The sequence below is a fragment of the Acinetobacter sp. ANC_7512 genome (assembly GCF_056779935.1).
On record NZ_JBWYIX010000002.1, the window covers coordinates 60,825 to 84,726 of the forward strand.

Below are 23,902 nucleotides of genomic sequence, written 5' to 3' on the forward strand. Positions count from 1 at the left end.
TGGGCTATATTTGATTTTGAAATTAAAAAGCCTGTATTAGATAAAGAAGTAATTAGCGACAGACTCTCTCCTCTGCGAGAAAACCTATTTGATGACTTTAATCTATTAAGTAAAAATGAAGGGCTTTTACTTTTATATGACTATAAAGATCAACAAGAAATATTGAGAAGATACGGTGAACTTGTAGGTGCTTTTAATTCCTATACATGTTTTCGTAAAGAATCTGTTTCAATTGAGAAAACTGCTGAATATAAAGCAAGTATATTAGAGACTAGAAAACAACTTTATCAAAGTTTAAATAAAGCCATTCCTAAATAATTTTTAACTGAAATCCAATCACATGAAAGCGACCTGGATGTCGCCCGTTTGATTAAGATATAAGGATGTATCCTCAATCAAACAAAAGCATTTTGCCTACTTTTTTCTTTCAAAAGTAGGAAACTACTACGCAAATTTAATAAAAAATCTAACTGACAATTGAGGACGTGATTACAGCCAATATTCACATAATCTTAGCTTGAAACCGTATTGCGTCCCTGCGCTTTCGCTCTAAATAATGCTTGGTCTGCCTTAGCAAATAATGCTTTCCAAGAATCAGCACCTACCGCAACACCCACACTGATCGAAACCGTAAATGATTGACCTTGCTCATCTGTAAATTGTAAATCACCAATACCCTTACGCATCTTTTCTGCAGCACGTAACCCATGTTCAAGGTCTAAATTTTCAATCAACACCAAAAATTCATCCCCACCAAAGCGAACGACTAAATCAGTTGATCGAACATTATGACTTAAACAATTTGCCACCTGCTGAATGACTTGATCCCCTGCCACATGACCATACTGATCATTAACCTGTTTAAAATAATCAATATCTACAATCATCAAACACGTTTGGGTAAACTTATTGGGCTGAGCTTCCATAAGTTTGGTATAGGCTTCTAAAGCAAAACGATTTGAAACACCTGTTAATTTATCAGTATTGGCAATATTCTTTAATTCAAATTCAAACTCATCACGTTGATGCAACATTTTCTGAAGTTTTTGCATCGCTTCGTGTAATGAATGTACTTGCTTCTGCTGATCTTCAATAAAATGACTATCGACCAAAGCATTGGCATACGACAATTCAACTAATTTATCTCTCACCATGATAAGCGGCGAAATAACTTTACGTTGAACATAGATCATCGTAAATAAAGCAGCCAATAGTGAAATTAAAGAGACTATCAACGTGAGTAGGAAGTTCAATTGATTCGCGTCTTTTTCTGACTTTGCGATTTCAACGCTCTTATTGAGCAAATAGTCTTGTAAATCGATAACTGTTAAGAATTTACCAGATACAGCTACACTTAATTCAGTCCCTGATAAAAAATAAGGTTGTCCCTTTCGGCTTTCATCAATTAATCGCATGATGATAGGTAAACCTTGATCAATAAACTGAGTTTTCACTTCTTTGTGTAAGCGAGCGAATTCAGCTGTACGATGGCGTTCGGGTTGGATGGTATTCACTAAATCCCACAAATAGCGAACTTGTTTTTGCGTTTGTAATGCGCGTGCAATATTGTCACTTGGTAACGGCTGCTGAAATGTCACATGTGCAGTTACATTTGAAGCAACACGTCCAGCCTGATCTCGCAAATCAGCCAACACCAAAATCATGGTGTAATAATGCCCCATCGAACTATCTTTACTTTTAGACTGCATTACCAGTTTCTTCAGTAAATCATGACTGCTATCCCACGCATTAAACATTGTAAGAATAGCTTGATCTAAAGCTTCAGGCGTACGCTCTGCAAATGGCAACGAAATATAGTGATCGACTTGTTTACGACCTTCCGCTAATTTTGGATTTAGGTATTGAGCGACGTACTCTTCTAACCCATCATATCCAGACTGATCTAATCGATGAATCGAGACCTTAATTTGTTCATCTACTCCCGCGCGATACTCAATAAGCGCTTGTTTATTTTTTTCAAACTCTTCTTGTGAACTCGACATTGCCATGTTCGCAGGGCCACGCTCGCGTGAAATACGATTCGCTAGAGCAGCAACGGCACGAAGATTTTCTATTTCAATCAATGCTGTTTGTGATTTCTGATATTCGCGATAATGGCTAATGACCAATGGGATTGAAATACAGAGGATAGATAAGACGATAATCATCACGAACACAAATAGGCGGCGACCAATTTGCTCGGAATGTGATTTTAACATCCAAACTACCTCTAAAATAAAAGACCGTATAAAGCGGTGAGATTTATAAAATTTCTTTGAACTTAGTTATATTTTACAATATAACCATGCTTAAAAAGCACTTAAAGCACAAGTTTTTATTTAAGAAACAATGTGATAAATATCACACTATTGTAATGCCGTAAATTTTTTTTGTTCAATATTTAAATTATTTTTCCACCAATATACAAGTGACATATTTGGCAGTATTTACTTTTTTGAATTAAAATCAGATGATTATTTTGATCACTTAATCAGCATCGAAAAAATAGATCATGCGCATAATTTTTAATCATTATACAAACCTCATCCTTTAAACCATAATGCTTACATTGCAAAGACACTGATTCATATCAGATTTGCTTAATGAATTTTGTTCTACCCTCGGATGTTTCTCCCACATACAGAACATCCTTTTTCAGCCCAGCCATCCCAATCGGCTGGGTTTTTTTTATCTTTTATATGACTTTTAACGTAAATAATGAAATAAACCAAGTCGATCTAAAATATCTAAAGTGATTTCCTTCCGTTGCTGAATTTTATCACCATTTTTCATTTCTAAATTTAATACAAAGGCAGTGACTTGACCGCTGGCTTGTTCTACAAAACCCACATACCAGCCCACCTGAGGCTCAATATCCATTCCCCAACCACTTTTGGCATATAGCTTATTCGCACCACGTGATTCGACATACATCATGTCTCTTACATCTTGTTGTACATCTCTACGAAACGGCAATGACAACTGTGCCAATCTATAAACAAATTTAACTTGTTGATCAGGTGTAATCTCTAGAGGACCTTTTAACCAAAATTGATCTATCTGATCCCCGACTTTTGCATTTCCATACTGAATTCGAATTAATTCCTGCTGCATCAATGTTAGTCCAATACGGTGTGCTAAGGCTTGATACACAGGTACAACAGATTCTTGTAAGGCCTCACCAAGCGTAAAATCACGTTGCCAACTATCAAATGAACGCTTATTTCCATCCCATTTAAACACTTCATACCGAGTTGATTTATGATGTTCTAATCCAATCAAAGCATTCAATATTTTAAAAGTGGATGCAGGGATAAAATTTTCTTTTGCTCTTGTTCGATCAGAACCGTAAGTTTTAACGTGTTTGCCATCATAGGTGATAAATACACCTTGAATATTTTGCTGATTAAATAGGGTCTCAATATGATGCTGATTCTTTAATTCACTGCTATTCAGCATTGAATCATCTTTTAAATCGTATGCTTTTGTTCTCGGATTAATATGATCTAAGGCCTGGCAGGCAGATAGAAAAACAGACGTTAAAACAAGTGCAACAACGTAGATTCCTTTCAATTCAATGTTCCAATTTGACCAATGCATTTAATTCAATTTTGACAGATTATTTCTAATTTTTTTGTCTATTTTTAACACTTTTTTTAAAAATATTATTTACATGTGCAATATGCTGGTGCATAATGCCCCACATTAGGGCGAGATAGAAATATACCTCAGCAGAATTTCTGTATTTCCCCCAAGTTTTGGCGAAAAAACCTAGTTTTCATAGAAAACTAGGTTTTTTTTTGCTCAGTATTGATAAAGAATACACCTGATTATGCACTATAATAGTGCAAATAAATATAAGTTAAAAAAAACCCAGCCTTGGGGAAAGCTGGGCATATAAGAGAAATAACCACTATAATATTTAGTAAATCTAAAAGGCAAAACTCAATTTATTTAAATATAAAAAAAAACTTAGTTAAGGAGCATGTAATTATGTGAAAATTAACTTAAATTGCAAACATCGTAACCCTTTGAAATTCCGAATCAACCTAACACTTTACTACCAAGTAGGTGAAAAAAGTCACATTATTTATTTTCAAATGATTTAAAATTAAACGAAAATCTTAAATTTCATGTAAATTAACATTTTCTTTATACGTTTTATCCGATTCTAATAATCTTTTTTTTGTATAATTTCGATGCAATTTTTTAAGCTTAATCGACGTTGAAAATCTCCTTATCACATTGTTATTTTTGAATAAAATGTTCAAAAATTCATGTTCTTAATCTTCTTGTATCAAGACATAACACACAAAATAAATTTAGACCAGCAGACTATTACCTTAAAGATCATTGACTTAATACATTGTTACAATACAATATTTACTGCATATTCATTCGACATTTATTTGGTAACTATTATGAAAAAAATTAGTTTAGCCACTGCTTTATTAGTAGCAATGACTGGGGCACACGCATATCAAGTTGAAGTACAAGGCGCTGCTGAATACTTTGATGACTCATTGAACAATGATAACTATACTGGTTCTGTTCAAGGTACTTACTACTTCAAGAATGTAGACTCAACTAAAGGTCCTTTAGCTGAAGCGGCTTTCTTAAATCAAGCATCTAATGTTTCTGTTGCTTATAACTTCGGTGAATATTCTGCTGATATTAAAGCTGCTAATCAGAAAGTTGAAGCTCAGCAACATAACTATGGTGCAAAAGCTGAAGCTTATATCCCAACTAAACTTATTCCTTTATATGCAAGCGCGTCATATAGCCACTCAAAAACTGATGCTAAAAATGAATTCACTGCAACCAATCCATCTAACCACCCACAAGTTGCTAAATTAGCAGATGGTAACGGCGATCGTTATGCATTAGAACTTGGTGCAATGTTACTTCCAAACTTCTTGGTTGCTGTAGGTTATACAAGCGTTGCTGATCAATACTCTTTTGATGTCTTTAAAGCAATCAACAACGGTAGCGTATTCTCAGCACTTGAAACAGGTACTATTGCTGAAGATCAAGATGCGATCACAGCACGTACTAAATATGTAGGCGGTATCACTGATACAAATATGTCTATTGGCTTTGAAGCTGGTTTAGTATACGGTGAAGATACACTTTACCAATTAAAATCTGACCTTTACTTCAATCCACAGTTAAGCGCAGGCGTATCTTATACTGAATCAAGCTTTAATGACACTCCAAGCTCAGCTATCGGTGCTAACGTAAACTACTTCATCACTCCAGCTGTAGCTGTTGGTGCAAGTTATGTAAATGCTAACGCTGAAAATGGTTCTAGCCGTGATACTGAAACTGTTGGCTTAAATGCTAAATTCCGTTTCTAATAAGTTATTAGATACAGAATCAAAAAAGGACGCATAATGCGTCCTTTTTTTATCAGTCACTAGTTACTCAGGGCTACGAATTACACTTAAAAAATGTAAATGTCTTTCGTATTGATCAATAACATCTTGAATTAAGTCTTCTTGTGTCCAGTCCATTACATCATAGGCCTGTCCACCCTCTCTTAAAAACACTTCCGCTTGATAATAATCCTGCTCAGTCACCATTGTATCTGGCATAAAGCTCGGTGGCGTTGTTCTTTGTGACATCACTTGATATACAAAATTCAACTCGTCATGATGATCTACCCTCAACTCTACCCCTTCAGCCAATCGATTTACACTAACCTTAAACTGTCTTCTCTTGAACTCTTTCTGCACTTGCTCTAATGCTTGAGATACTTGAGATTCAATAAATACATCAACCTCTTCCTTAGAATGAGGATAGTGCATAATCAATCCTAAGCGTTTTTGCCAACTCCGTGGTTGATGAATTGCTCGAGGTGTAATTCTCGCCTCTTGCAGAGCATTCATTTTAATTAAATCTACTTTTAAGGCTTTGAGTAATCCCCAACAAATAAAAAGCATAATGACGGAGAATGGCAACGCACTCATGATGGTCGCAGATTGTAAAGCACCAAGCCCACCGACCAATAATAATACAATTGCCAATACCGCCATAAGCACAGTCCAAAAGAGTCGTTGCCATGTCGGTGAACCTTCACCTTTAGCCGTCAAATAGTCTGTAACTAATGCACCTGAATCCGCTGAAGTGACAAAGAATAAAATAACCAGCGATGTTGCTACTACACTCATGATTGAAGCGAGTGGTAAGCTATTTAAAAATTCGAATAATGCAACGGAAGAATCCTTCTGTACTGCTAGCATCAGTGCTTCATTGCCTTCTTGCATAATACTGAAGAGCGCAGCATTCCCCATAAAGCCCATCCAAATGAGTGTAAATCCAGTAGGAATCAACATAACCCCAACAATAAACTCTCGAATGGTTCTTCCATGTGACACACGTGCGATAAACATCCCGACAAATGGTGACCACGAGATCCACCATGCCCAATACATAACCGTCCAACCACCAATCCAACCATTCGGTTGATAAGCATATAAATTAAATGTCATGGTAAAGAGATTAGAAACATACTGACCCATGTTCTGAATTGTGGTTTGCAAAAGATAAATGGTAGAACTCGCGAAGAATACAAAGAGCAATAAACTTAATGCCAATACCAAATTCAACTCAGACAACCGTTTAATTCCTTTTTCTAAACCTAGAAAAACGGACAGTGATGCCAATGTACTGACGATAATAATCAGTATCACTTGTGTACTTGCTGATTGAGGAACATCAAATAAATAATTCAAGCCTGAGTTAATTTGCGTTACACCAAAACCCAATGTTGTCGCCACACCAAATACTGTTCCAATCGTGGCAAATGTGTCTACGGCATCCCCCATTGGACCATGAATTTTTTTTCCAATGATCGGATAAAGCGCGGAACGTACTTTTAAAGGCAATTGATGTCGATAAGCAAAATAGGCCAAGGACAATCCAATCAATGCATAGATTCCCCATGCATGAAGTCCCCAGTGGAAGAAAGTCACTCGCATCGCTTGCTGCGCTGCCATAACCGTTTCTCCATCACCGACTGGCGGAGAGACATAATGCATTACAGGTTCTGCTACCCCAAAAAACATCAGGCCAATCCCCATACCTGCGGTAAAGAGCATGGCAAACCAAGAGCCATTACTGTAACTCGGTTGGCTATGATCTGGACCGAGCCTGATTTTGCCGTAGTCAGAAATTGCGATATAAGCCAGCACGATCAGAAATATGGCAACTGCTAAAACATAGAACCAACTAAAAGAATCCGTAATCCATTGGTTCAGTTGCTGAGTAACTAATTCAAAACCATTAGGAGATAACACCACAGTGGCCAAAAATACAAAAATGATGAGTACCGTGCTGATAAAAACACGTGGATTTACATTTGAATACCATGGAGGATGCTGAGAAGACATAATTCCCCTATATATTTATTTTTCGGTGAAACGCTTCAAACTGGATAAAACGCTATATGAATTGAGATCATTTATCCTCAACCTCATATAAAGCCGGGTTAGTTTCATCAAAAACAGAATAGAAAATCGACTCAATATCGAGGGTTGGAGATTATTTTTTGATCTAAGTACTTATTATTCATGATTTTGCAGATGAATGCCGTTAGCAAGATGTAACGTTCTGTTTTAATCATCCTGATGCTTTGGCAAATGAGCAATGTATTGCAGTGCAACTAAGCGCGAAACAATCAAAGCCAGATACATGACTCCACTAAACATTTGAATCATGGCAATCAGTCTCGCCAGCGGACTCAAGGGCATAATATCTGAAAGACCTGTTGCCGACTGAATACTAAAACTGAGAAACAACAAATCTAACCAACTATGTTGAACAGATTGTTCAGGCGTTATGCTAAAACTCAGTGGGTCATATAGCTGGCAGATGCTATATAAAAATGCGAAGCTCCATGCAATTAAAGTAAAAACAGCTGCTGCCGCAAATAATTCATCTTTGGTCAAATAGCGGTCTTCGAACATATATCGAACCAAACCATAAGCCGCTGTCGTATACGCGATAACTTCAAATACATGCGCTGTAATTTGAATATAGGCTTGATGATATCCAATCAGAATCAAGAAAGAAAAAATGAGAGCTCCTAATACCCCAAATAAACCTACAGCACTAAAAATTGGGGTCATTTTGATGACTTTAGCAATAATAAGAAGGACTAAAGCGCCGAGAATCCAAGTCATGGAGCGATAAGCCAAATCATGACTTGATATCACTGCGAGGAATAAAATCAGCAGCTGTAAAATCAGTAGACACGCGGATGGTAAACGTACGAGATCACGTATCACGCGGCATATTAAACTCATCTCAACTCCAACTATTTTTATTGTTTTGTTTGAATGAAAGCATAGCGGACAGTTGATGACTTGTATGTCATTTAAAATAGAAATTTGGTAAAGAAAAAAAGCCCCTTAAAGGGGCTTTTTATCATGATCAGTATGGTTTAGTGGTCTGATGCACCAGAAATACCAATACCTGTTTGTGAACGTACAAACTGTGCATCAAATGCTTTACGTTCTGCTTGCGCTTGTGCAGAATTGTCTGTCACAGAGAACAACCAGCAGAAGAAGAATGCTAAAGGCATCGCAAATAATGCAGGACCGTTATATGGATTAATTGGTGTATCAGAAATACCAAGCGTATCTACCCAAACTGCTTTAGAAAGTACGATGAGTACAACCGCTAAAACTAATCCAACAACACCACCGGCAACTGCACCACGCGTTGTTAAACCTTTCCAGAACATTGAAAGTACAAGCACTGGGAAGTTTGCACATGCAGCAACAGAGAATGCTAAACCTACCATGAAGGCAACGTTTTGTTTCTCGAACAAGATACCCAAGATCATCGCAAAGATCGCAAGACCTAAAGTCGCGATTTTAGACATACGAAGTTCAGATTCAGGTGTAGTTTGTCCTTTTTTCAATACGTTCGCATATAAGTCATGTGAAATTGCTGAAGCACCTGACAACGTTAAACCTGCAACAACTGCGAGAATCGTGGCAAATGCAACCGCTGAAATGAAGCCCATGAACAAGTCACCGCCTAAAGCATCAGACAAGTGAACCGCAGCCATGTTATTACCACCAACAAGCTCTAGCTTGCCAGTTACTGCCATTTTCGCAATATCAAGGAATTGTGGGTTGTTCGATACATAGAGAATCGCACCGAAACCAATGATGAAAGTTAAAAGATAGAAGTAACCGATAAAGCCTGTTGCAACAACAACTGATTTACGTGCTTCTTTCGCATCTTTTACTGTGAAGAAACGCATGAGGATATGTGGTAAACCAGCTGTACCAAACATCAATGCTAAACCAAGAGAAATCGCATCAATTGGGTTTGATGCCAGACTACCTGGTCCCATGATTTTGGTTGCATCATCTAAGGTTAAATCATGTACTTTAGAGAAGACTTGAATCGATTGCTCGAACATATTGGTGAAGCTAAAGCCAACGCCTTTCATCACCATAAATGCCATGAAGGTAGCACCTGACAACAACATCACTGCCTTAATGATTTGCACCCATGTTGTCGCTAACATACCGCCAAACATAACGTATGCCATCATGAGCAGACCGACGATGACGACAGCAATGTTATAGTTCAAGCCAAACAGAAGCTTGATCAACTGACCAGCGCCGACCATTTGGGCAATCAAGTAGAATGCAACAACAACAAGAGAGCTTAACGCTGCCAGTGTGCGTACAGGTTTTTCTTGTAAACGGAATGATACAACGTCAGATAAATTGTATTTACCCAAGTTACGCAAACGCTCTGCTATCAAGAAAAGTACGATAGGCCAACCTACCATGAAACCAAGTGAATAGAGTAAGCCATCGAAACCTGACAGGAAAACCATCGCAGAAATACCAAGGAACGATGCTGCGGACATATAGTCACCAGCAATGGCTAAACCATTTTGGAAACCAGAAATTCCACCGCCTGCGGTATAGAAATCTTTGGTGTTTGTGGTTTGTTTAGCTGCCCATTTGGTAATCCCCAGCGTTGCACCGACGAAAATCAAGAACATGATAATCGCAGGCCAATTTGTTGCTTGTTGTTCTGCTGCACCTAAATCAGGACCTGCGAATGCCAATCCAGATAACATTGCAGTCCCTGCAAATGTGAGTAAAGAATTCCATTTCATCTTAGTGTAGTCCCTTCTCGTGAGTGATGGCTTCAACTTCGCGCATAGCTTCTTCGTTTAATTGATCGAGCTTATTGTTGGCAATGTACGAATACACACCACATAACAAGAAAGACAGCACGATGATGCCTAATCCTAGAGGGATCCCCCAAGTGGTTACACCACCTGAAAGCGATGACAATAAAAATTCTTTGTTATAGCCAACTAAAAGCATAAAACCAACGTAGACAAACAGCATAATGCCTGTCAATGTCCAGCTCAGTGTGCTTTTCTTTTTGACCATTTCTTTGAATTTGGGATTCTGTAGAATTTGCTCTACTTGTCTCTCATCCATAAACAAGACTCCATATGAGACCCAACCGTAGGTCATTTTTTTTATTTAAATTATTCCGATTTTTAAATTAGCAAGATTTTGCATTGGTTGTAATTTAGACTTTGGTCGCTAAATTTTGATCAATTTGAACGTGACAGTTCATGGATGCGTTATCATTACACGAGATTCTCAAGTGTAAGTCCTATGAACAGTTGGTTGATTATTGGGGTACTCGCCCTCTACATCCTCATCCTTTTTATTTGCGCCTTTTTTGGTGAAAAACATGCCAGTCGGCTCAGCCCACGTGGACGCATGTTATTGTTTAGTTTGACCTTAGGCGTGTACTGTTCGTCTTGGACATTCTACGGCGCAACGGGTGCTGCTGTTCGTGAAGGGATCATTTTCCTTCCAATCTACTTAGGCCCACTTCTGTTTGTCTGGTTTGGTTATGATATTTGGCGTCGCTTAGGTCGGGTACGTCAGCACCATGCTATTTCCTCAATTGCTGACTTTGTGGCAGCACGTTATGGCAAAAGCGGACCTCTCGCCTCACTCGTCACCATTTTAGCCGTGATCGCCATCATTCCTTATCTTGCCTTACAACTGAGAGCCATTGCACTCAGTGCATCCGTGATGTTGCAACAAGATTCAGAAGTGATGAATCTGACCACCAATGGTGTACTTGCACTTACAGGGGTTCTCGCAATTTTGGCTATGATGTTTGGTACACGTCAGATTGCCAACACCGAACAGCATGGTGGTTTAATGCTGGCAGTCGCTTTTGAATCCTTTGTTAAATTATTTGCACTCCTCTGTGTCGCTTTTTTCTTTTTATTTGAACGCCCCGAAAACCTCATTCAAGTTTCCGCAGACGTATCCAAAACCTTCCATGAAATTCAACTGATGGGCGTGCCAGATACCTTTTGGATTCAAACACTTTTAGCAGCATTAGCGATTATATGTTTGCCACGCCAGTTTCATGTTGCTGTAGTTGAATTACGTGATGAAAAACATATTCGTGGTGCGCGCAGATGGTTTGCCGCTTACATCATTTTAACCGTTGTCGCGATTATTCCGATTGCAAGTTGGGCACTTCATGCTGCACCAGAATACATGGCAGTCCCTGATGTTGCCGTGCTGTCACTGCCTTTGAGCTATAACCAAGAATGGCTGACGCTCTTAGCATTCCTTGGAGGATTTTCGGCTTCAACTGGTATGCTTTTAGTCTCTTCAGTCGCACTCTCAATCATGCTCAGTAACGACTTGATTATGCCTGCGCTATGGCGCTTGGGTTGGATTTCTCGTCATGACAAGCGTTTACCTCGAATGCTGAAATTCACACGTCGCGTATGTATTTTGGCGGTCATGCTACTTGGATTCTTGTTCTTCCATTTCTTTAATGACATTGATCAGCTGTCAGTATTTGGTCTTTTGGCATTTAGTGCTGTTGCACAGTTTGCACCTGCACTTATTGGGGGGTTGTACTGGCGTGGTGGAAGTAAGCAAGGGGTCTATGCAGGTCTCATCGTTGGTTTTGTGATGTGGAGTTACACACTGCTCTTACCAACAATTTTAAGAAGTTTACCAGATGAATATTATCAATTTACTTATTCGTTTCTAATGTTTGGTCCTCTGGGATTTGACTTATTAAAGCCTGAAGCATTACTTGGTTTTGAATCATTTGCGCCATTAACACATGGTGTAATTTGGTCACTTGGCTTAAATATCGTGCTCTACATCTGGATCTCACGAATTTATCGTCCAAGTATTGCTGAGCAAATACAGGCAGAAAGTTTCTTCTATTACGAAACTAAACCCCTACAAACGCAACAAACCTCAAATGAAGTTAATTATTTACATCATGATGTCGCACGATTAAAAGTGGGTGACCTGATCACGCTTGCCAAACGGATTACGGGTGAAGGTCCGACCATGCATGCGTTTAATCAATTCTGCTTATCCAATAATGTGATATTAAACGAAAACAGCAGTGCCAATGGGATGTGGTGGCGTTTCACTGAACAATATCTTGCTGGCACAATTGGAGCTGCATCGGCACGTACCCTACTCACTACAGCCATGGTTAACAATGGATTAGCACTTGGACAGGTCGCTAATATTCTAGACCAAGCATCACAATGGCAACGCTTTAACCAAAATCTAATTATGACCATGATCGACCACATGACCCAAGGGGTAAGTGTTGTCGATGAAAACATGTGTTTAGTCGCATGGAATAATCAATATCTCGTTTTATTCGATTATCCAAAAGATTTGGTATATGTGGGCTGCCCGATTGCAGACTTGATCCGATACAACGCAGAGCGCGGTGAATGTGGACCTGGTTCCGTTGAAGAGCACGTACGTAAACGTATTCATTGGATGAAAGTAGGTAGCGCTCATGAGTTTGAACGTATTCGTAAAGATGGTCGTGTTATCCAAATGCGAGGAAATCCAATCGAAGGCGGTGGCTTCGTGACGACATTTGCTGATATTACGGCATTCCGAGAAACTGAAGCACTACTTGAAGGACGCGTTCAAGATCGCACTCAACAACTTGCCAATGCCTTGGCAGAACAACAATTGGCACGTGAACAAGCTGACAAAGCCAATATGTCAAAAAGTCGATTCATTGCTGCAGCAAGTCATGATTTACTTCAACCTATGCACGCTGCACGGTTATTCAGTACGGCATTAGAACAAAGCATTCAAAATGAAGAAGATGCTAAAACGCTACAGCAACTCGATCGTGCCTTACATGGTGCAGAGAGTATGCTTTCTGCATTATTAGACATTGCACGTTTAGAAGGTGGAACAATACAACCTAAACGACAAGCCTATCCATTACATGACCTATTGAGTGACTTAGAACTACAATTTAAATCAATTGCAGCACAACGAGCGATCTCCTTCCGAGTGCATGACGTGAAATTCTGGATTGATACAGATCCTCAATGGATTCGCCGTATTATTCAAAACTTTGTCAGTAATGCCCTAAGATACACAGCAAAAGGTCGTGTAATTGTTGGGGTGTTACGTTCAGCAGAAAGAGCAAACCATATTCGTATTGGTGTTTGGGATACTGGTCCAGGGATTGCTGAACAACAACGTATTAAACTCTTCCAAGAGTTTGAACGTTGTGGACATACCTCGCCATGGGGTGAACAAGGTTTAGGTCTTGGACTCGCCATCGTTCAGAGAATGACCAGCATGTTGGGTTATCCTGTGCATGTGTATTCCGAGTTGGGTAAGGGTTCATGTTTTATGATTGAAGTCCCACTCATCGATGCACCAAAGGTTGTGACCGCACCAGTTCAAGCCACACCATTAAAATCTGCAGCGTATAAAATTTTATGTTTAGACAATGATGAAACTATTTTAGAAGGCATGGCAACTTTGCTTACTAAATGGGGTTATCAAGTGTTTAAAGCCACAGAACCTGAACAAGCGCTTGAGATTATTCAACAAGAGAACATTCAAGTTTGGTTGGTCGATCAACACCTGAATTCAAATAAAATAGGATTAGATTTTATTGTAGAACATCGTCAAGAAAATGTGCCTGTGGCATTGATTACAGCTGATTCAGATCCTGAGCTTCCGCAAAGACTCAAAGAGCTGAATATTGTCCTATTGAAAAAACCTCTCAAACCTGCCTCTCTACGTTCATGGTTATCAGGTTTAAAAATTTCAAAATAAGATTCGAAATAGTCACATTTTGATACATTCATCACCCAGTTTTTCCACGAAAAGCTGGGTGATTTTTATACATATTCACACCGTACTTTACAATGATTGGCAGATCTCAGCTTTAGAGGTGGCAAAAGAGAACAAAATAAAGCTAAAAAGAGCATTGGCAATTGACCAAAAAAATCAAAGTCCGATTTTCTATGGCAAAACACATCAAAAGTTGAAATATCATTTAAAACAAATAGTTACAAGTTTACTAACATCATGTTTTTAGATGACAAATTTACTCATCAAATAAAAATTAATACTTTAGTCTTATTCTTATTGCAATCAACATAATTCTAAATCTAGCCATCAGCACATCTTCTTTCGATTAAAGAAATCAAAGTGCCTCAAATTTTCTCGAGAATAAAAGTATCAAATGGAGTCTTGCAATGAACATTTCAGAAGCTATGCCACATGGTTTAGATCGTAATCACGAATTTCATCGCCAATATGGTGCCAATGCAATTTTGCCTGAAATCAAGTGGCAAGAAATTTTTCCATCTACATCCTTAAAAAATGTACATGTACGTGCCTTGGAACAGATTTACCAAACTGCAGTACCTTTGGCTTTACAGGTTTTTGAACAATTAAAATTTGATGTATTTACACCAGCAGCTTATCACCCTCAAGGCTTAGGTTTATTTGATAAATTGGCACAACAAGAAAATCAACTTATTCAACGTTTAGCATCAGAATGCCGAGATTTAGATGAACATACGCGTCATCAAGTGTGGAGTATGTTGTTGCGTGGTGGTGCCGTTTTGGTCTTTAAAGCTTGGCTTGGTAAAGTGAAAACTGGTGAAAATACGCTGGATACCACGCAGTTTGATGAAATTTCAGATTTACTCTTTATCAAAACACCGCCGCTTGCACTCGCAGAACAACTGGGCATCGATGCATATGCAGATTTCGATCATATTTTTCTCATGTATGGCAATGAGGTATTTTTAGATCGTTTTAATGGACTTGAAACGGCTGCACTCTTTGTTGATCTGAAAGTTTATGATGCCGCTTTTTTAAGTCTTAGAGATGATCGCGTTGCAGAACATTTAAAACGCAAGGGCTATGTAACACAAGATCAAATTGATGAACTTCAATGTGCACTCAATCCTCTATATTGTAATGAGTTGACACCTAAACAGGACTGTTTAGCCTAAAGTAGATACGCATCGAAAAAAAGACCTTTGATTAGGTCTTTTTTTCAAATCTAAGAATCAATTAAACACGTTTTTCTTCGATGTTTAATGCATTAATCGCTAATACAGCCTGAGTACGATTTTGAACGCCTAATTTACGGAAAATCGCGGTCACATGCGCTTTAATCGTTGCTTCAGAAACATCAAGTTCGTATGCGATCTGTTTATTCAACAAACCTTCCGCAACCATCATTAACACTCGGAATTGTTGTGGTGTTAGAGATTGAATACGTTCTGCTAAAGCTGTTTCATCTGCAGCACGTGGATCAAAGTTTAAATTCGCAGGCAGGTTTGGTGGTAACCACATATCCCCTTCTAATACCTGACGAATCGCTTCACCAATGTGACTTGGATGCGCTGATTTTGGAATATAGCCCATTGCACCATGTGCAATCGAGCGTTGAATAATTGAAACTTCTTCATGCGCCGATACGACAATAATTGGTAACGATGGATACTGTGCACGCACATGCACCAACGCTGAGAAGCCTGATGCACCTGGAAGATTCAAATCTAAAAGCACTAAATCTGGTTCAGGACCTTTTTCTAAACGTTCATAAAATTCATTAACAGCAGCTGTTTCATGGATTTGGGCTTGCGGTAAGCTGTAACGAACTGCTTGAATTAAAGCATGACGAAACAGTGGATGATCATCAACGATTAAAATATTCATAAGCGAGGCGAGAGATCTCAAACACAATCAATATACTAACTGTGCTATAGCTGTTAAGGATATATAAATATTAACGAATTTTTGCAGAAAATGTCGGGCTAAATCTTACAAACGCGATTTTTTTATGTAATTTTGAAAATTCGATAAGCACATCACTTTTAAATATAAAATTTATTCAAATATTGAAATAGCTTATTCATAATCATAAATATACGTTTATTCAATTATTTATCACTTATTTATATCTCAAAAAGATTAAATTATTGCTATATAAGCAAAAATGATATTTATTCTTATTTTGCTTATTTTACAGAATAAGCATAAATCCACATAAATAGTGCATCCGAGATTAATTTTAAATTTTTAGGTTTGTACTATGTCTACTGCTCAACAAAAACCATTAAATATCGTTGCTGTCTCTGGCGGTCTAAATAATCCTTCAAAAACTGAAGCGCTTGTTCAAGCGATTTTGGATGAGTTAGGTGAAGCAACACCAATTCATGTGCATTTTATTAAATTTAGCGAAATCGGTCATTTATTAGGTGGTGCCATTTATCGCAATCAGCTGCCGCAACGTGTTCAAGATGATCTTGCTGCTGTTGAAGCCGCGGACGCATTGATTGTGGGAACGCCCGTATATCGCGCATCTTTCACAGGTTTATTTAAACATTTCTTTGACTTTGTAGAACAAACTGCGCTGGTTGATGTGCCTGTATTACTAGCTGCATCAGGGGGCAGTGATCGCCATGCCTTAGTACTTGAGCATCAATTGCGTCCTTTATTTAGCTTCTTCCAAGCACAGACTTTGCCAATTGGCGTTTATGCAACTGATCGTGATTTTACGCCTGAATACACCATTCACAGTGAACTATTACGTGCGCGCATTACCTTAGCCATTGCTCGTGCTTTACCAATTTTAGAGTGGGCACCAGCCAAAGGTAAACGTGCTGAGGTTGTGAAAGATAAAACCCAACAAGCCAATCAAAACTTGGGCATTAACAAACAAATCGAACAAGAAGAAGTATTGCCTTCAGCAGCAGTACCAAGTTTAGATGCAGCAGAGTCACGCTTGCATCACAAGAATAATGCTGCCCCAAAAATTGAAGTGGCATAAATATAATTGAATCAATGAGGGTATAAGCCATGTCTAATGCAGAAAAACAAGCGATTAAATTTGCCTATTGGGTTCCAAATGTCAGTGGTGGTCTTGTCGTCAGTAATGTTGAACAACGAACAGACTGGAGCTACGACTACAATGTTCGACTCGCGCAAGCTGCTGAAAAAAGTGGATTTGAATATGCTTTGACACAGATTCGATTCACGGCAGGATACGGTGCTGAGAATCAGCATGAATCTGTAAGCTTTAGTCATGGCTTATTGGCAAAAACTGAAAAGTTACGTGTAATCGCAGCAATTTTACCAGGCCCTTGGAAACCCGCGCTGGCGGCTAAACAGCTCGCGACAATTGATCATTTAACCAATGGTCGTATCGCTATTAATGTTGTGAGCGGATGGTTCCGTGGTGAATTTGATGCCATCGGTGAAGAATGGCCTGAACACGATCAACGATATGCACGTTCAGAGGAGTTTATTCGTAGCTTAAAAGGCATTTGGACGCAGGATAACTTTAGTTTTGATGGAAAATATTATCAATTTAAAGACTACACCTTGAAGCCAAAACCTGTTCAAAGCCCACATATTGAAATTTTCCAAGGGGGTAGCTCGCGTGCCGCACGTGATATGGCATCTCGTGTTTCTGATTGGTATTTCACCAATGGAAACACGCCTGCTGAAATTAAAAAGCAGATTGATGACATCCGTGAAAAAGCCAAGCTGAATCACCATCAAGTCAAAATTGGGGTGAATGCCTTTATCATTGCTCGCGATACTGAAGAGGAAGCAAAAGCTGTACTTCAAGAAATCATTGACAATGCAAATGTAGAAGCAGTCAATGCCTTTGGTGATGCAACTCGTGAAGCTGGTGCCGCAACTCAAGAAGGTGAAGGTAACTGGGCAAAATCAACATTTGAAGATCTTGTCCAATACAACGACGGGTTCAGAACAAATCTCATCGGTACACCGCAACAAATTGCTGAACGTATCGTTGAATTAAAATCAGTTGGTGTGGACCTGATCTTATCTGGCTTCTTACATTTTATAGAGGAAGTTGAATATTTTGGTGAAAAAGTACTGCCTTTAGTTCGAAAACTCGAAGCTGAACAGCAACAACACATCACCGCTAAATCAGCTTAATTGGTCTTCGATTAATTAACAACGATCTGAATGAAATCAGCGCTTTGTTCAGTCTTGTTTTGACCCTGATAACTATAATAATAGCGTCATGCAGTAGCAACTTACCCCCCAAGGCTCGGCTTGGGGGCTTTTTATTGGATAGTTCATATAATCTGATCAGCAACAGTACATCGAAAATTGAATAAATCGTACATTGTTCCGCTGTTGCACGGTTATAATCACCTCAAAAATGAAGACAGCACAGCCTTATGGGTTCAATTCAATCAATAGAACATTCAAACAATTCCTCTGGTGCTTCAGCGAATAAAATGGCGGTTCATATTATTTTCGCTATTGCATTAGCGCATGGATTACATGATCTGATCCAGTCTTGCTTACCTGCCATTTATCCCATGCTGAAACTTAATTTTGACTTGAGCTTTACCCAAATCGGGATTATTTCTTTGGTCTATCAAATGACTGCATCTATTCTGCAACCTTGGGTTGGACTCTACACTGATAAGCATCCTAAGCCCTACCTCCTCCCTTTGGGTATGTGCGTTACACTGCTAGGTATCGTTCTGCTGGCATTTGCATGGACTTTTCCAATCTTACTGATTTCAGCAGCACTCATCGGTGTGGGCTCATCTGCCTTTCACCCAGAAGCCTCACGAGTAGCGAGAACAGCATCAGGTGGTCGCTTCGGAACTGCTCAATCCGCTTTTCAAGTGGGTGGTAATAGCGGCTCTGCCGTTGGGCCACTGTTGGCCGCAGCAATTATTGTACCGAACGGCCAAGCCTCAGTTGCTTGGCTCATGATATTTGCCATTTTCGCTATTTATCTGCTTTACAGAATCAGTCGATGGACCATTCAATATGCTGTTCAAGCTGCTTCAGCAGTAAAAGCCAAGCAATCAACACCGTTGAAAGGTTCTAAACTTGTACAGGGAATTGTGATTATCTGTGCGTTAATGTTTGCAAAATTCACGTACATTGCAAGTATTGGAAATTACTATACCTTCTATTTGATCGAAAAGTTTCAGGTCAGTATTCAACAGGCTCAGCTTTATTTATTTGCTTTTTTAGCTGCAGTAGCAATCGGTACTTTTGCTGGCGGCCCTATCGGTGACAAAATAGGTCGTAAAGCTGTCATTTGGATTTCCTTCATTGGCATGGCACCCTTTGCATTACTCATGCCACATGTGAATTTGATGTGGACGTGTATCTTTGCGATTCTTACTGGATTGATTATGTCTTCCGCATTTTCAGCAATGGTTGTATATGCACAAGAAGCGATGCCAGGTCGTGTCGGCATGGTCTCTGGTTTGATGTTTGGTTTGATGTTTGGGATCAGCGGTATCGCGGCAGCAGCTTTGGGCTATGTGGCAGATCATCAAGGTATTCGTTGGGTATTTCACTTTAGCTCATACTTACCACTACTGGGTTTATTGACCTTCTTTTTACCCAGAACCAATCAATCTGCGTAAGATGATCATCTCTACGATCTCAGTTAGGATTAAAAGCAATTAAGGTTTATTTTTAGGCAAAGGTTTATTATGTATACAGGTATCGTGCAAGGGTTAGAAAAAGTATTAGATATACAGCATAAAGAGGGATATCGGACTTTTGTTATTTCTAATGCGCTCAATCTTTTTCATGATGTATTTATCGGTGCCAGTGTTGCGATTAATGGTGTTTGCTTAACCGCTACACAAATTGATCTGATCGCTGGTCAAGTGCATTTTGATGTTTCAAATCTAACACTTGAATTAACCACTTTAGGTCAACTCAACGTCGGTGATGAGGTCAATATTGAACGCTCCGCTAAAGTAGGTGCTGAGAATGGTGGGCATAATTTATATGGTCATATTGAAGGCACTGCAACCGTAAAGCATTTAAGCAAAAATGGTGAAACGTTTCATATCGACCTTGAAATTCCAAATGGCAATATCAAATATTTCTTCTTAAAGGGCTTTATCGGTTTAAATGGCTGCAGTTTGACAGTCAATCGAGTTGATCGTGCAAACAATCAAATCTCAATCGATCTTATTCCAGAAACTTTACGCTTAACCACATGGAAATATGTTCAAGTCGGCGATCAAGTCAATTACGAAATTGATCAGATGACACGTACGCTTGTCGATACTTTAGAAAATATTCATCAAAAATAAATAAAAGCCTCTACGATAGAGGCTTTTTTCATAATCAATTCGATCTAAGAGTAGAAACTCGGATCTGGAACTTTTCCAGTTAATGCCCACTCTCCGACTTCCTGATATTTATAATCAATTGGATCATGCAGGGTTTGGGTTCGTACATTACGCCAGAATCGATCTAAATTCAGTTTTGCAGTAGTGGCGCGTGCGCCCATCACTTGAAAAATATTTTGTGTCACATAAAGTGAAGTATGAGTCGCTGCGATTTTGGCGGTAGCGATTGTAATTGAGACTTCACCACGTTGCTCCGCAGTTAATGTTTCCCCTTCATCCCACGCCTTTTGTAATGTATTGATCGCTTTTTCCGCGAGCAAGCGCACACCTTCAAGTTGCACATAAAATTCGGCGAAATGCTTTTGGGTAAATGGATCATTCACCGCTTGTTCAACCAGTGATTTCGACCAAGCTTTTTGTGTTTGAACTGTCTCTTTCGCAACATTGAACGCTCCCTCAGCAACACCTAAAAATAAATGCACGAAAATCAGTTGAGCAATTAGCGGTCTCAAACTTGAATAAGGTGTACTTAAAGGACCGGGATTGAGGAGTAATTCATCCTTGCGAATTTTGACCTGTTCAAAATGACTGGTACCACTATCCGTTTGACGTTGCCCCATATTATTCCAATCCCCAAGAAAGCTCACACCCTCTCGTGCTGTTGGAATCACGCCAATCAGTAACTTTCCATCTTCATTAAATCCCGAACAGAGCAGGATATCTGAATCAATTGATCCAGAACAAAAACTTTTATCACCATGGAAGATAAATTCTTCGTCAGAAACTTGTTTCGCGGTTGTTCTACGATCTAATGGATTTAACGTATTTCCCCAAAATAAGTTGTGTTTGGCGGTCTGTCTAAACCAATCTCCATATTGAGCTGGCTGTGCAAAAAGTTGTACCGTCGCTATAAGCAAATGATGAAAGCCATATACATGCGCAAGCGAACTATCGACTTGAGCAATGGTTTGAATGGTTTTAAAAATCGTGCTCCATGTTGCACCTTGCCCACCAAGTTCTTTTGGAATAGATAAAGACAATAAACCACTTTGTCGAATTAGATCTCGCTGAGCCTTTGGATTTCCACCCTGTTTGTCGCGTTCTGCTGCGGTCTTCGCAAACTCAGATGCAAGTATTTGCGCAGTCTCAAGTGGCGTTTCAGGGTTAAAATTTAGGGGAGAATTCATTGTTATGTTCCGTATCGCATCTGCTGATAAGCTTAGCAGATCAACATGATTTGACTTATCACAATGCCTGCTTTTCTTATCACTGAACTAAAAATACCGCTAGTTGAACTAACGGTATTTAAAACATGACTTCGTCTGTTTAATCGGGATTACTGCTGTGATTTCACTTCAGCAATTAATTGATCCACGACCTGTGGATCTGCCAAAGTTGAGGTATCCCCCAAACTATCTAGCTCATTAGCAGCAATTTTTCTCAAAATTCGGCGCATAATCTTGCCTGAACGTGTTTTTGGCAATGCTGGCGCCCAATAAATTGCATCTGGTGTAGCCACAGGTCCTAAAACTTTTCTTACCCAACCTACTAGCTCTTTCCTGAGTTCTGCTGACTCTGGCGTATCTGCCTGTAAAGTTACATAGGCTGCAATCCCTTGACCTTTGATGTCATGTGGCATACCCACAACGGCTGCTTCTGCAACATGTTCATGTGCAACCAATGCACTTTCAATCTCTGCAGTCCCCAAGCGGTGTCCCGAAACGTTCAGAACATCATCCACTCGCCCCGTAATCCAGTAATAACCATCTTTATCACGGCGTGCACCATCTCCCGTGAAATAATTCCCTGGATAAGTTGAGAAATATGCCTCGATAAAACGATCTGGATCACCCCAAATGGTACGCATTTGTCCTGGCCAAGAATCTTTGATCACCAAATTACCTTCAGCCTCTCCTTCTAGCTCTTTACCATCAGCATCAACCAAAGCAGGTTGTACACCAAAGAATGGGCGTGTTGCAGAACCAGGTTTAAGTGCAGTTGCGCCCGGTAAAGGCGAAATCATGAAGCCACCTGTTTCAGTTTGCCACCATGTATCTACAATTGGACAACGACTTTCACCAACTACGGTGTAGTACCAGTTCCAAGCTTCAGGATTAATTGGCTCTCCGACGGAGCCCAACAAGCGTAAACTACTACGGTCACTTTCACGGATAAATGCATCACCTTCACGCATCATCGCTCGGATCGCCGTTGGTGCCGTATATAAAATTGTGACGTTGTGCTTATCTACAATATGTCCTGTGCGTGCCCAAGTTGGATATTGTGGAACACCCTCAAACATCAATGTTGTCGTCCCATTTGAAAGCGGACCATACAACACATAAGAGTGACCAGTAATCCAACCGACGTCAGCGGTACACCAGAAAATATCGTCTTGTTTTAAATCAAATACTTCCCTAAAGGTAAAGTTCGCGTAAGTCAGATAACCGCCTGTAGTATGTAGCACACCTTTAGGTTTACCCGTTGAGCCTGAAGTATATAAAATAAACAGCGGATCCTCTGAATTCATTGGTTCAGGTGGACAGATATCTGTGACTGTCATGATTTCCATGTGATACCACAGGTCACGACCTTCATGCATTGTGATTGGGTTACCAGTACGATGCACCACAATGACATTTTGTACAGAGCTCGTCCCTTCAAGCTCCATCGCTGCATCAACGTTTTCTTTCAGTGGAATTGGCTTACCACCCCGCATGCCCGAGTCTGCTGTAATGATGACTTTTGCTTGGCTATCATCAATACGACTTGCTAAAGAATCTGGTGAAAAACCTCCAAACACCACGCAATGTACTGCGCCAATACGCGTACATGCCAACATCGCAATGGCTGCTTCAGGGACCATTGGCATATACAGAACAACACGGTCGCCTTTGGTCACGCCATGCTTCTTGAGAACATTGGCAAAACGACAAACTTCATCGTGTAATTCTTCAAATGAAATAATTTTATGGCGTGATGGATGATCACCTTCCCAAATAATCGCAGGTTTATGTGGGTGTTCTTTTAAATGTCGATCGAGACAGTTTTCACTGACATTTAATTGGCCATCTGCAAACCATTCAACTTTGTAATTCTCTTTATCAAAGTTGGTATTTTTGACTTGTGTAAAAGGCTTAATCCAGTCTAGTTTCTTGGCTGCTTCGGTCCAAAATGCTTCGGGGTTTTCAATAGATGCTTTATACCGCTCGAAATATTGCTCTTCATTGGTTCGTGCAGTTTTTTTAAAAACTTCGGGTACTGGATATATTTCATTCATAATTCGCATCCTTGATTTATGTTTCTCATCTCGAGAGTTGTCTTGATCATACTGATCATTTTTTGTCTTATATCTTGAGTATGACTATACTTTAAAATTTCAAACAATCATGCTTT

General features: G+C 39.4%; 16 protein-coding genes. 7 read left to right on the forward strand and 9 right to left on the reverse strand.

Translation table 11 applies throughout. The features are described 5' to 3' along the window. Positions 1-512: 512 nt before the first annotated feature. Complete coding sequence (locus tag AC1M9H_RS02925; RefSeq protein ID WP_481612723.1) at positions 513-2,219, reverse strand: GGDEF domain-containing protein; 1,707 nt, start codon at positions 2,217-2,219, stop codon at positions 513-515. 487 nt (positions 2,220-2,706) lie between these two features. Further along, positions 2,707-3,600: a class D beta-lactamase gene (gene blaOXA, locus AC1M9H_RS02930; RefSeq protein ID WP_481612724.1), complete on the reverse strand. Its 894-nt coding sequence runs from the start codon at positions 3,598-3,600 to the stop codon at positions 2,707-2,709. Between the two features lie 821 nt (positions 3,601-4,421). Here blaOXA and omp33-36 point away from each other — a divergent pair. Further along, the gene (gene omp33-36, locus AC1M9H_RS02935; RefSeq protein WP_481591857.1) at positions 4,422-5,357 is read left to right on the forward strand and encodes a porin Omp33-36; all 936 of its coding nucleotides are present in this window, start codon (positions 4,422-4,424) and stop codon (positions 5,355-5,357) included. Positions 5,358-5,420: 63 nt separating this feature from the next. On the opposite strand, the gene betT is transcribed toward omp33-36, so the two are convergent. The 4 genes from betT to AC1M9H_RS02955 form a co-directional block, all read right to left on the reverse strand. Continuing rightward, positions 5,421-7,391 carry a choline BCCT transporter BetT gene (gene betT, locus AC1M9H_RS02940; protein WP_481612725.1) on the reverse strand — a complete coding sequence of 657 codons (1,971 nt, stop codon included), beginning with the start codon at positions 7,389-7,391 and terminating at the stop codon, positions 5,421-5,423. A 225-nt stretch (positions 7,392-7,616) separates the two neighbouring features. Further along, entirely contained in the window at positions 7,617-8,306 is a 690-nt protein-coding gene (locus AC1M9H_RS02945) for an ion channel (RefSeq protein ID WP_481608657.1), read from the reverse strand. 137 nt (positions 8,307-8,443) lie between these two features. Further along, the gene (locus tag AC1M9H_RS02950; RefSeq protein WP_180028478.1) at positions 8,444-10,150 is read right to left on the reverse strand and encodes a cation acetate symporter; all 1,707 of its coding nucleotides are present in this window, start codon (positions 10,148-10,150) and stop codon (positions 8,444-8,446) included. 1 nt (position 10,151) lies between these two features. After that, on the reverse strand, positions 10,152-10,484 hold the full coding sequence (locus AC1M9H_RS02955) for a DUF485 domain-containing protein (protein WP_035265779.1): 333 nt from the start codon (positions 10,482-10,484) through the stop codon (positions 10,152-10,154). A gap of 183 nt (positions 10,485-10,667) precedes the next feature. Between AC1M9H_RS02955 and AC1M9H_RS02960 the strand changes: the two genes are divergently transcribed. Next, positions 10,668-14,159 carry a hybrid sensor histidine kinase/response regulator gene (locus AC1M9H_RS02960; RefSeq protein WP_481586858.1) on the forward strand — a complete coding sequence of 1,164 codons (3,492 nt, stop codon included), beginning with the start codon at positions 10,668-10,670 and terminating at the stop codon, positions 14,157-14,159. A 425-nt stretch (positions 14,160-14,584) separates the two neighbouring features. Then, positions 14,585-15,352 carry a hypothetical protein gene (locus AC1M9H_RS02965; protein WP_481612726.1) on the forward strand — a complete coding sequence of 256 codons (768 nt, stop codon included), beginning with the start codon at positions 14,585-14,587 and terminating at the stop codon, positions 15,350-15,352. A gap of 61 nt (positions 15,353-15,413) precedes the next feature. Here the strand turns inward: AC1M9H_RS02965 and AC1M9H_RS02970 are convergent, their stop codons facing one another. Next, positions 15,414-16,064: a response regulator gene (locus AC1M9H_RS02970; RefSeq protein WP_035265788.1), complete on the reverse strand. Its 651-nt coding sequence runs from the start codon at positions 16,062-16,064 to the stop codon at positions 15,414-15,416. A gap of 376 nt (positions 16,065-16,440) precedes the next feature. On the opposite strand from AC1M9H_RS02970, the gene msuE reads away from it, so the two are divergent. The 4 genes from msuE to AC1M9H_RS02990 all read left to right on the forward strand — a co-directional run bounded on the left by msuE (position 16,441) and on the right by AC1M9H_RS02990 (position 20,467). Beyond that, positions 16,441-17,178 carry an FMN reductase gene (gene msuE, locus AC1M9H_RS02975; RefSeq protein ID WP_481594495.1) on the forward strand — a complete coding sequence of 246 codons (738 nt, stop codon included), beginning with the start codon at positions 16,441-16,443 and terminating at the stop codon, positions 17,176-17,178. A gap of 29 nt (positions 17,179-17,207) precedes the next feature. Then, entirely contained in the window at positions 17,208-18,317 is a 1,110-nt protein-coding gene (sfnG, locus tag AC1M9H_RS02980; protein ID WP_035265790.1) for a dimethylsulfone monooxygenase SfnG, read from the forward strand. A 308-nt stretch (positions 18,318-18,625) separates the two neighbouring features. After that, positions 18,626-19,783 (forward strand): MFS transporter, encoded by a 1,158-nt coding sequence (locus AC1M9H_RS02985; RefSeq protein WP_481612787.1) that lies wholly within the window; start codon positions 18,626-18,628, stop codon positions 19,781-19,783. A gap of 69 nt (positions 19,784-19,852) precedes the next feature. Next, positions 19,853-20,467: a riboflavin synthase subunit alpha gene (locus AC1M9H_RS02990; RefSeq protein WP_481586860.1), complete on the forward strand. Its 615-nt coding sequence runs from the start codon at positions 19,853-19,855 to the stop codon at positions 20,465-20,467. A gap of 44 nt (positions 20,468-20,511) precedes the next feature. Here the strand turns inward: AC1M9H_RS02990 and AC1M9H_RS02995 are convergent, their stop codons facing one another. Both AC1M9H_RS02995 and acs read right to left on the reverse strand, forming a co-directional pair. Next, positions 20,512-21,693, reverse strand: coding sequence for an acyl-CoA dehydrogenase family protein (locus AC1M9H_RS02995; protein ID WP_035265792.1), 1,182 nt, complete (start codon positions 21,691-21,693; stop codon positions 20,512-20,514). Positions 21,694-21,842: 149 nt separating this feature from the next. Next, entirely contained in the window at positions 21,843-23,786 is a 1,944-nt protein-coding gene (acs, locus tag AC1M9H_RS03000) for an acetate--CoA ligase (RefSeq protein ID WP_035265794.1), read from the reverse strand. Positions 23,787-23,902: the final 116 nt, after the last annotated feature.

Coding starts and splice junctions, on each gene's coding strand:
- AC1M9H_RS02925 (WP_481612723.1), bottom strand. CDS start 2,219: ATGTTAAAATCACATTCCGAGCAAATTGGTCGCCGCCTATTTGTGTTC.
- blaOXA (WP_481612724.1), bottom strand. CDS start 3,600: ATGCATTGGTCAAATTGGAACATTGAATTGAAAGGAATCTACGTTGTT.
- omp33-36 (WP_481591857.1), top strand. CDS start 4,422: ATGAAAAAAATTAGTTTAGCCACTGCTTTATTAGTAGCAATGACTGGG.
- betT (WP_481612725.1), bottom strand. CDS start 7,391: ATGTCTTCTCAGCATCCTCCATGGTATTCAAATGTAAATCCACGTGTT.
- AC1M9H_RS02945 (WP_481608657.1), bottom strand. CDS start 8,306: ATGAGTTTAATATGCCGCGTGATACGTGATCTCGTACGTTTACCATCC.
- AC1M9H_RS02950 (WP_180028478.1), bottom strand. CDS start 10,150: ATGAAATGGAATTCTTTACTCACATTTGCAGGGACTGCAATGTTATCT.
- AC1M9H_RS02955 (WP_035265779.1), bottom strand. CDS start 10,484: ATGGATGAGAGACAAGTAGAGCAAATTCTACAGAATCCCAAATTCAAA.
- AC1M9H_RS02960 (WP_481586858.1), top strand. CDS start 10,668: ATGAACAGTTGGTTGATTATTGGGGTACTCGCCCTCTACATCCTCATC.
- AC1M9H_RS02965 (WP_481612726.1), top strand. CDS start 14,585: ATGAACATTTCAGAAGCTATGCCACATGGTTTAGATCGTAATCACGAA.
- AC1M9H_RS02970 (WP_035265788.1), bottom strand. CDS start 16,064: ATGAATATTTTAATCGTTGATGATCATCCACTGTTTCGTCATGCTTTA.
- msuE (WP_481594495.1), top strand. CDS start 16,441: ATGTCTACTGCTCAACAAAAACCATTAAATATCGTTGCTGTCTCTGGC.
- sfnG (WP_035265790.1), top strand. CDS start 17,208: ATGTCTAATGCAGAAAAACAAGCGATTAAATTTGCCTATTGGGTTCCA.
- AC1M9H_RS02985 (WP_481612787.1), top strand. CDS start 18,626: ATGGCGGTTCATATTATTTTCGCTATTGCATTAGCGCATGGATTACAT.
- AC1M9H_RS02990 (WP_481586860.1), top strand. CDS start 19,853: ATGTATACAGGTATCGTGCAAGGGTTAGAAAAAGTATTAGATATACAG.
- AC1M9H_RS02995 (WP_035265792.1), bottom strand. CDS start 21,693: ATGAATTCTCCCCTAAATTTTAACCCTGAAACGCCACTTGAGACTGCG.
- acs (WP_035265794.1), bottom strand. CDS start 23,786: ATGAATGAAATATATCCAGTACCCGAAGTTTTTAAAAAAACTGCACGA.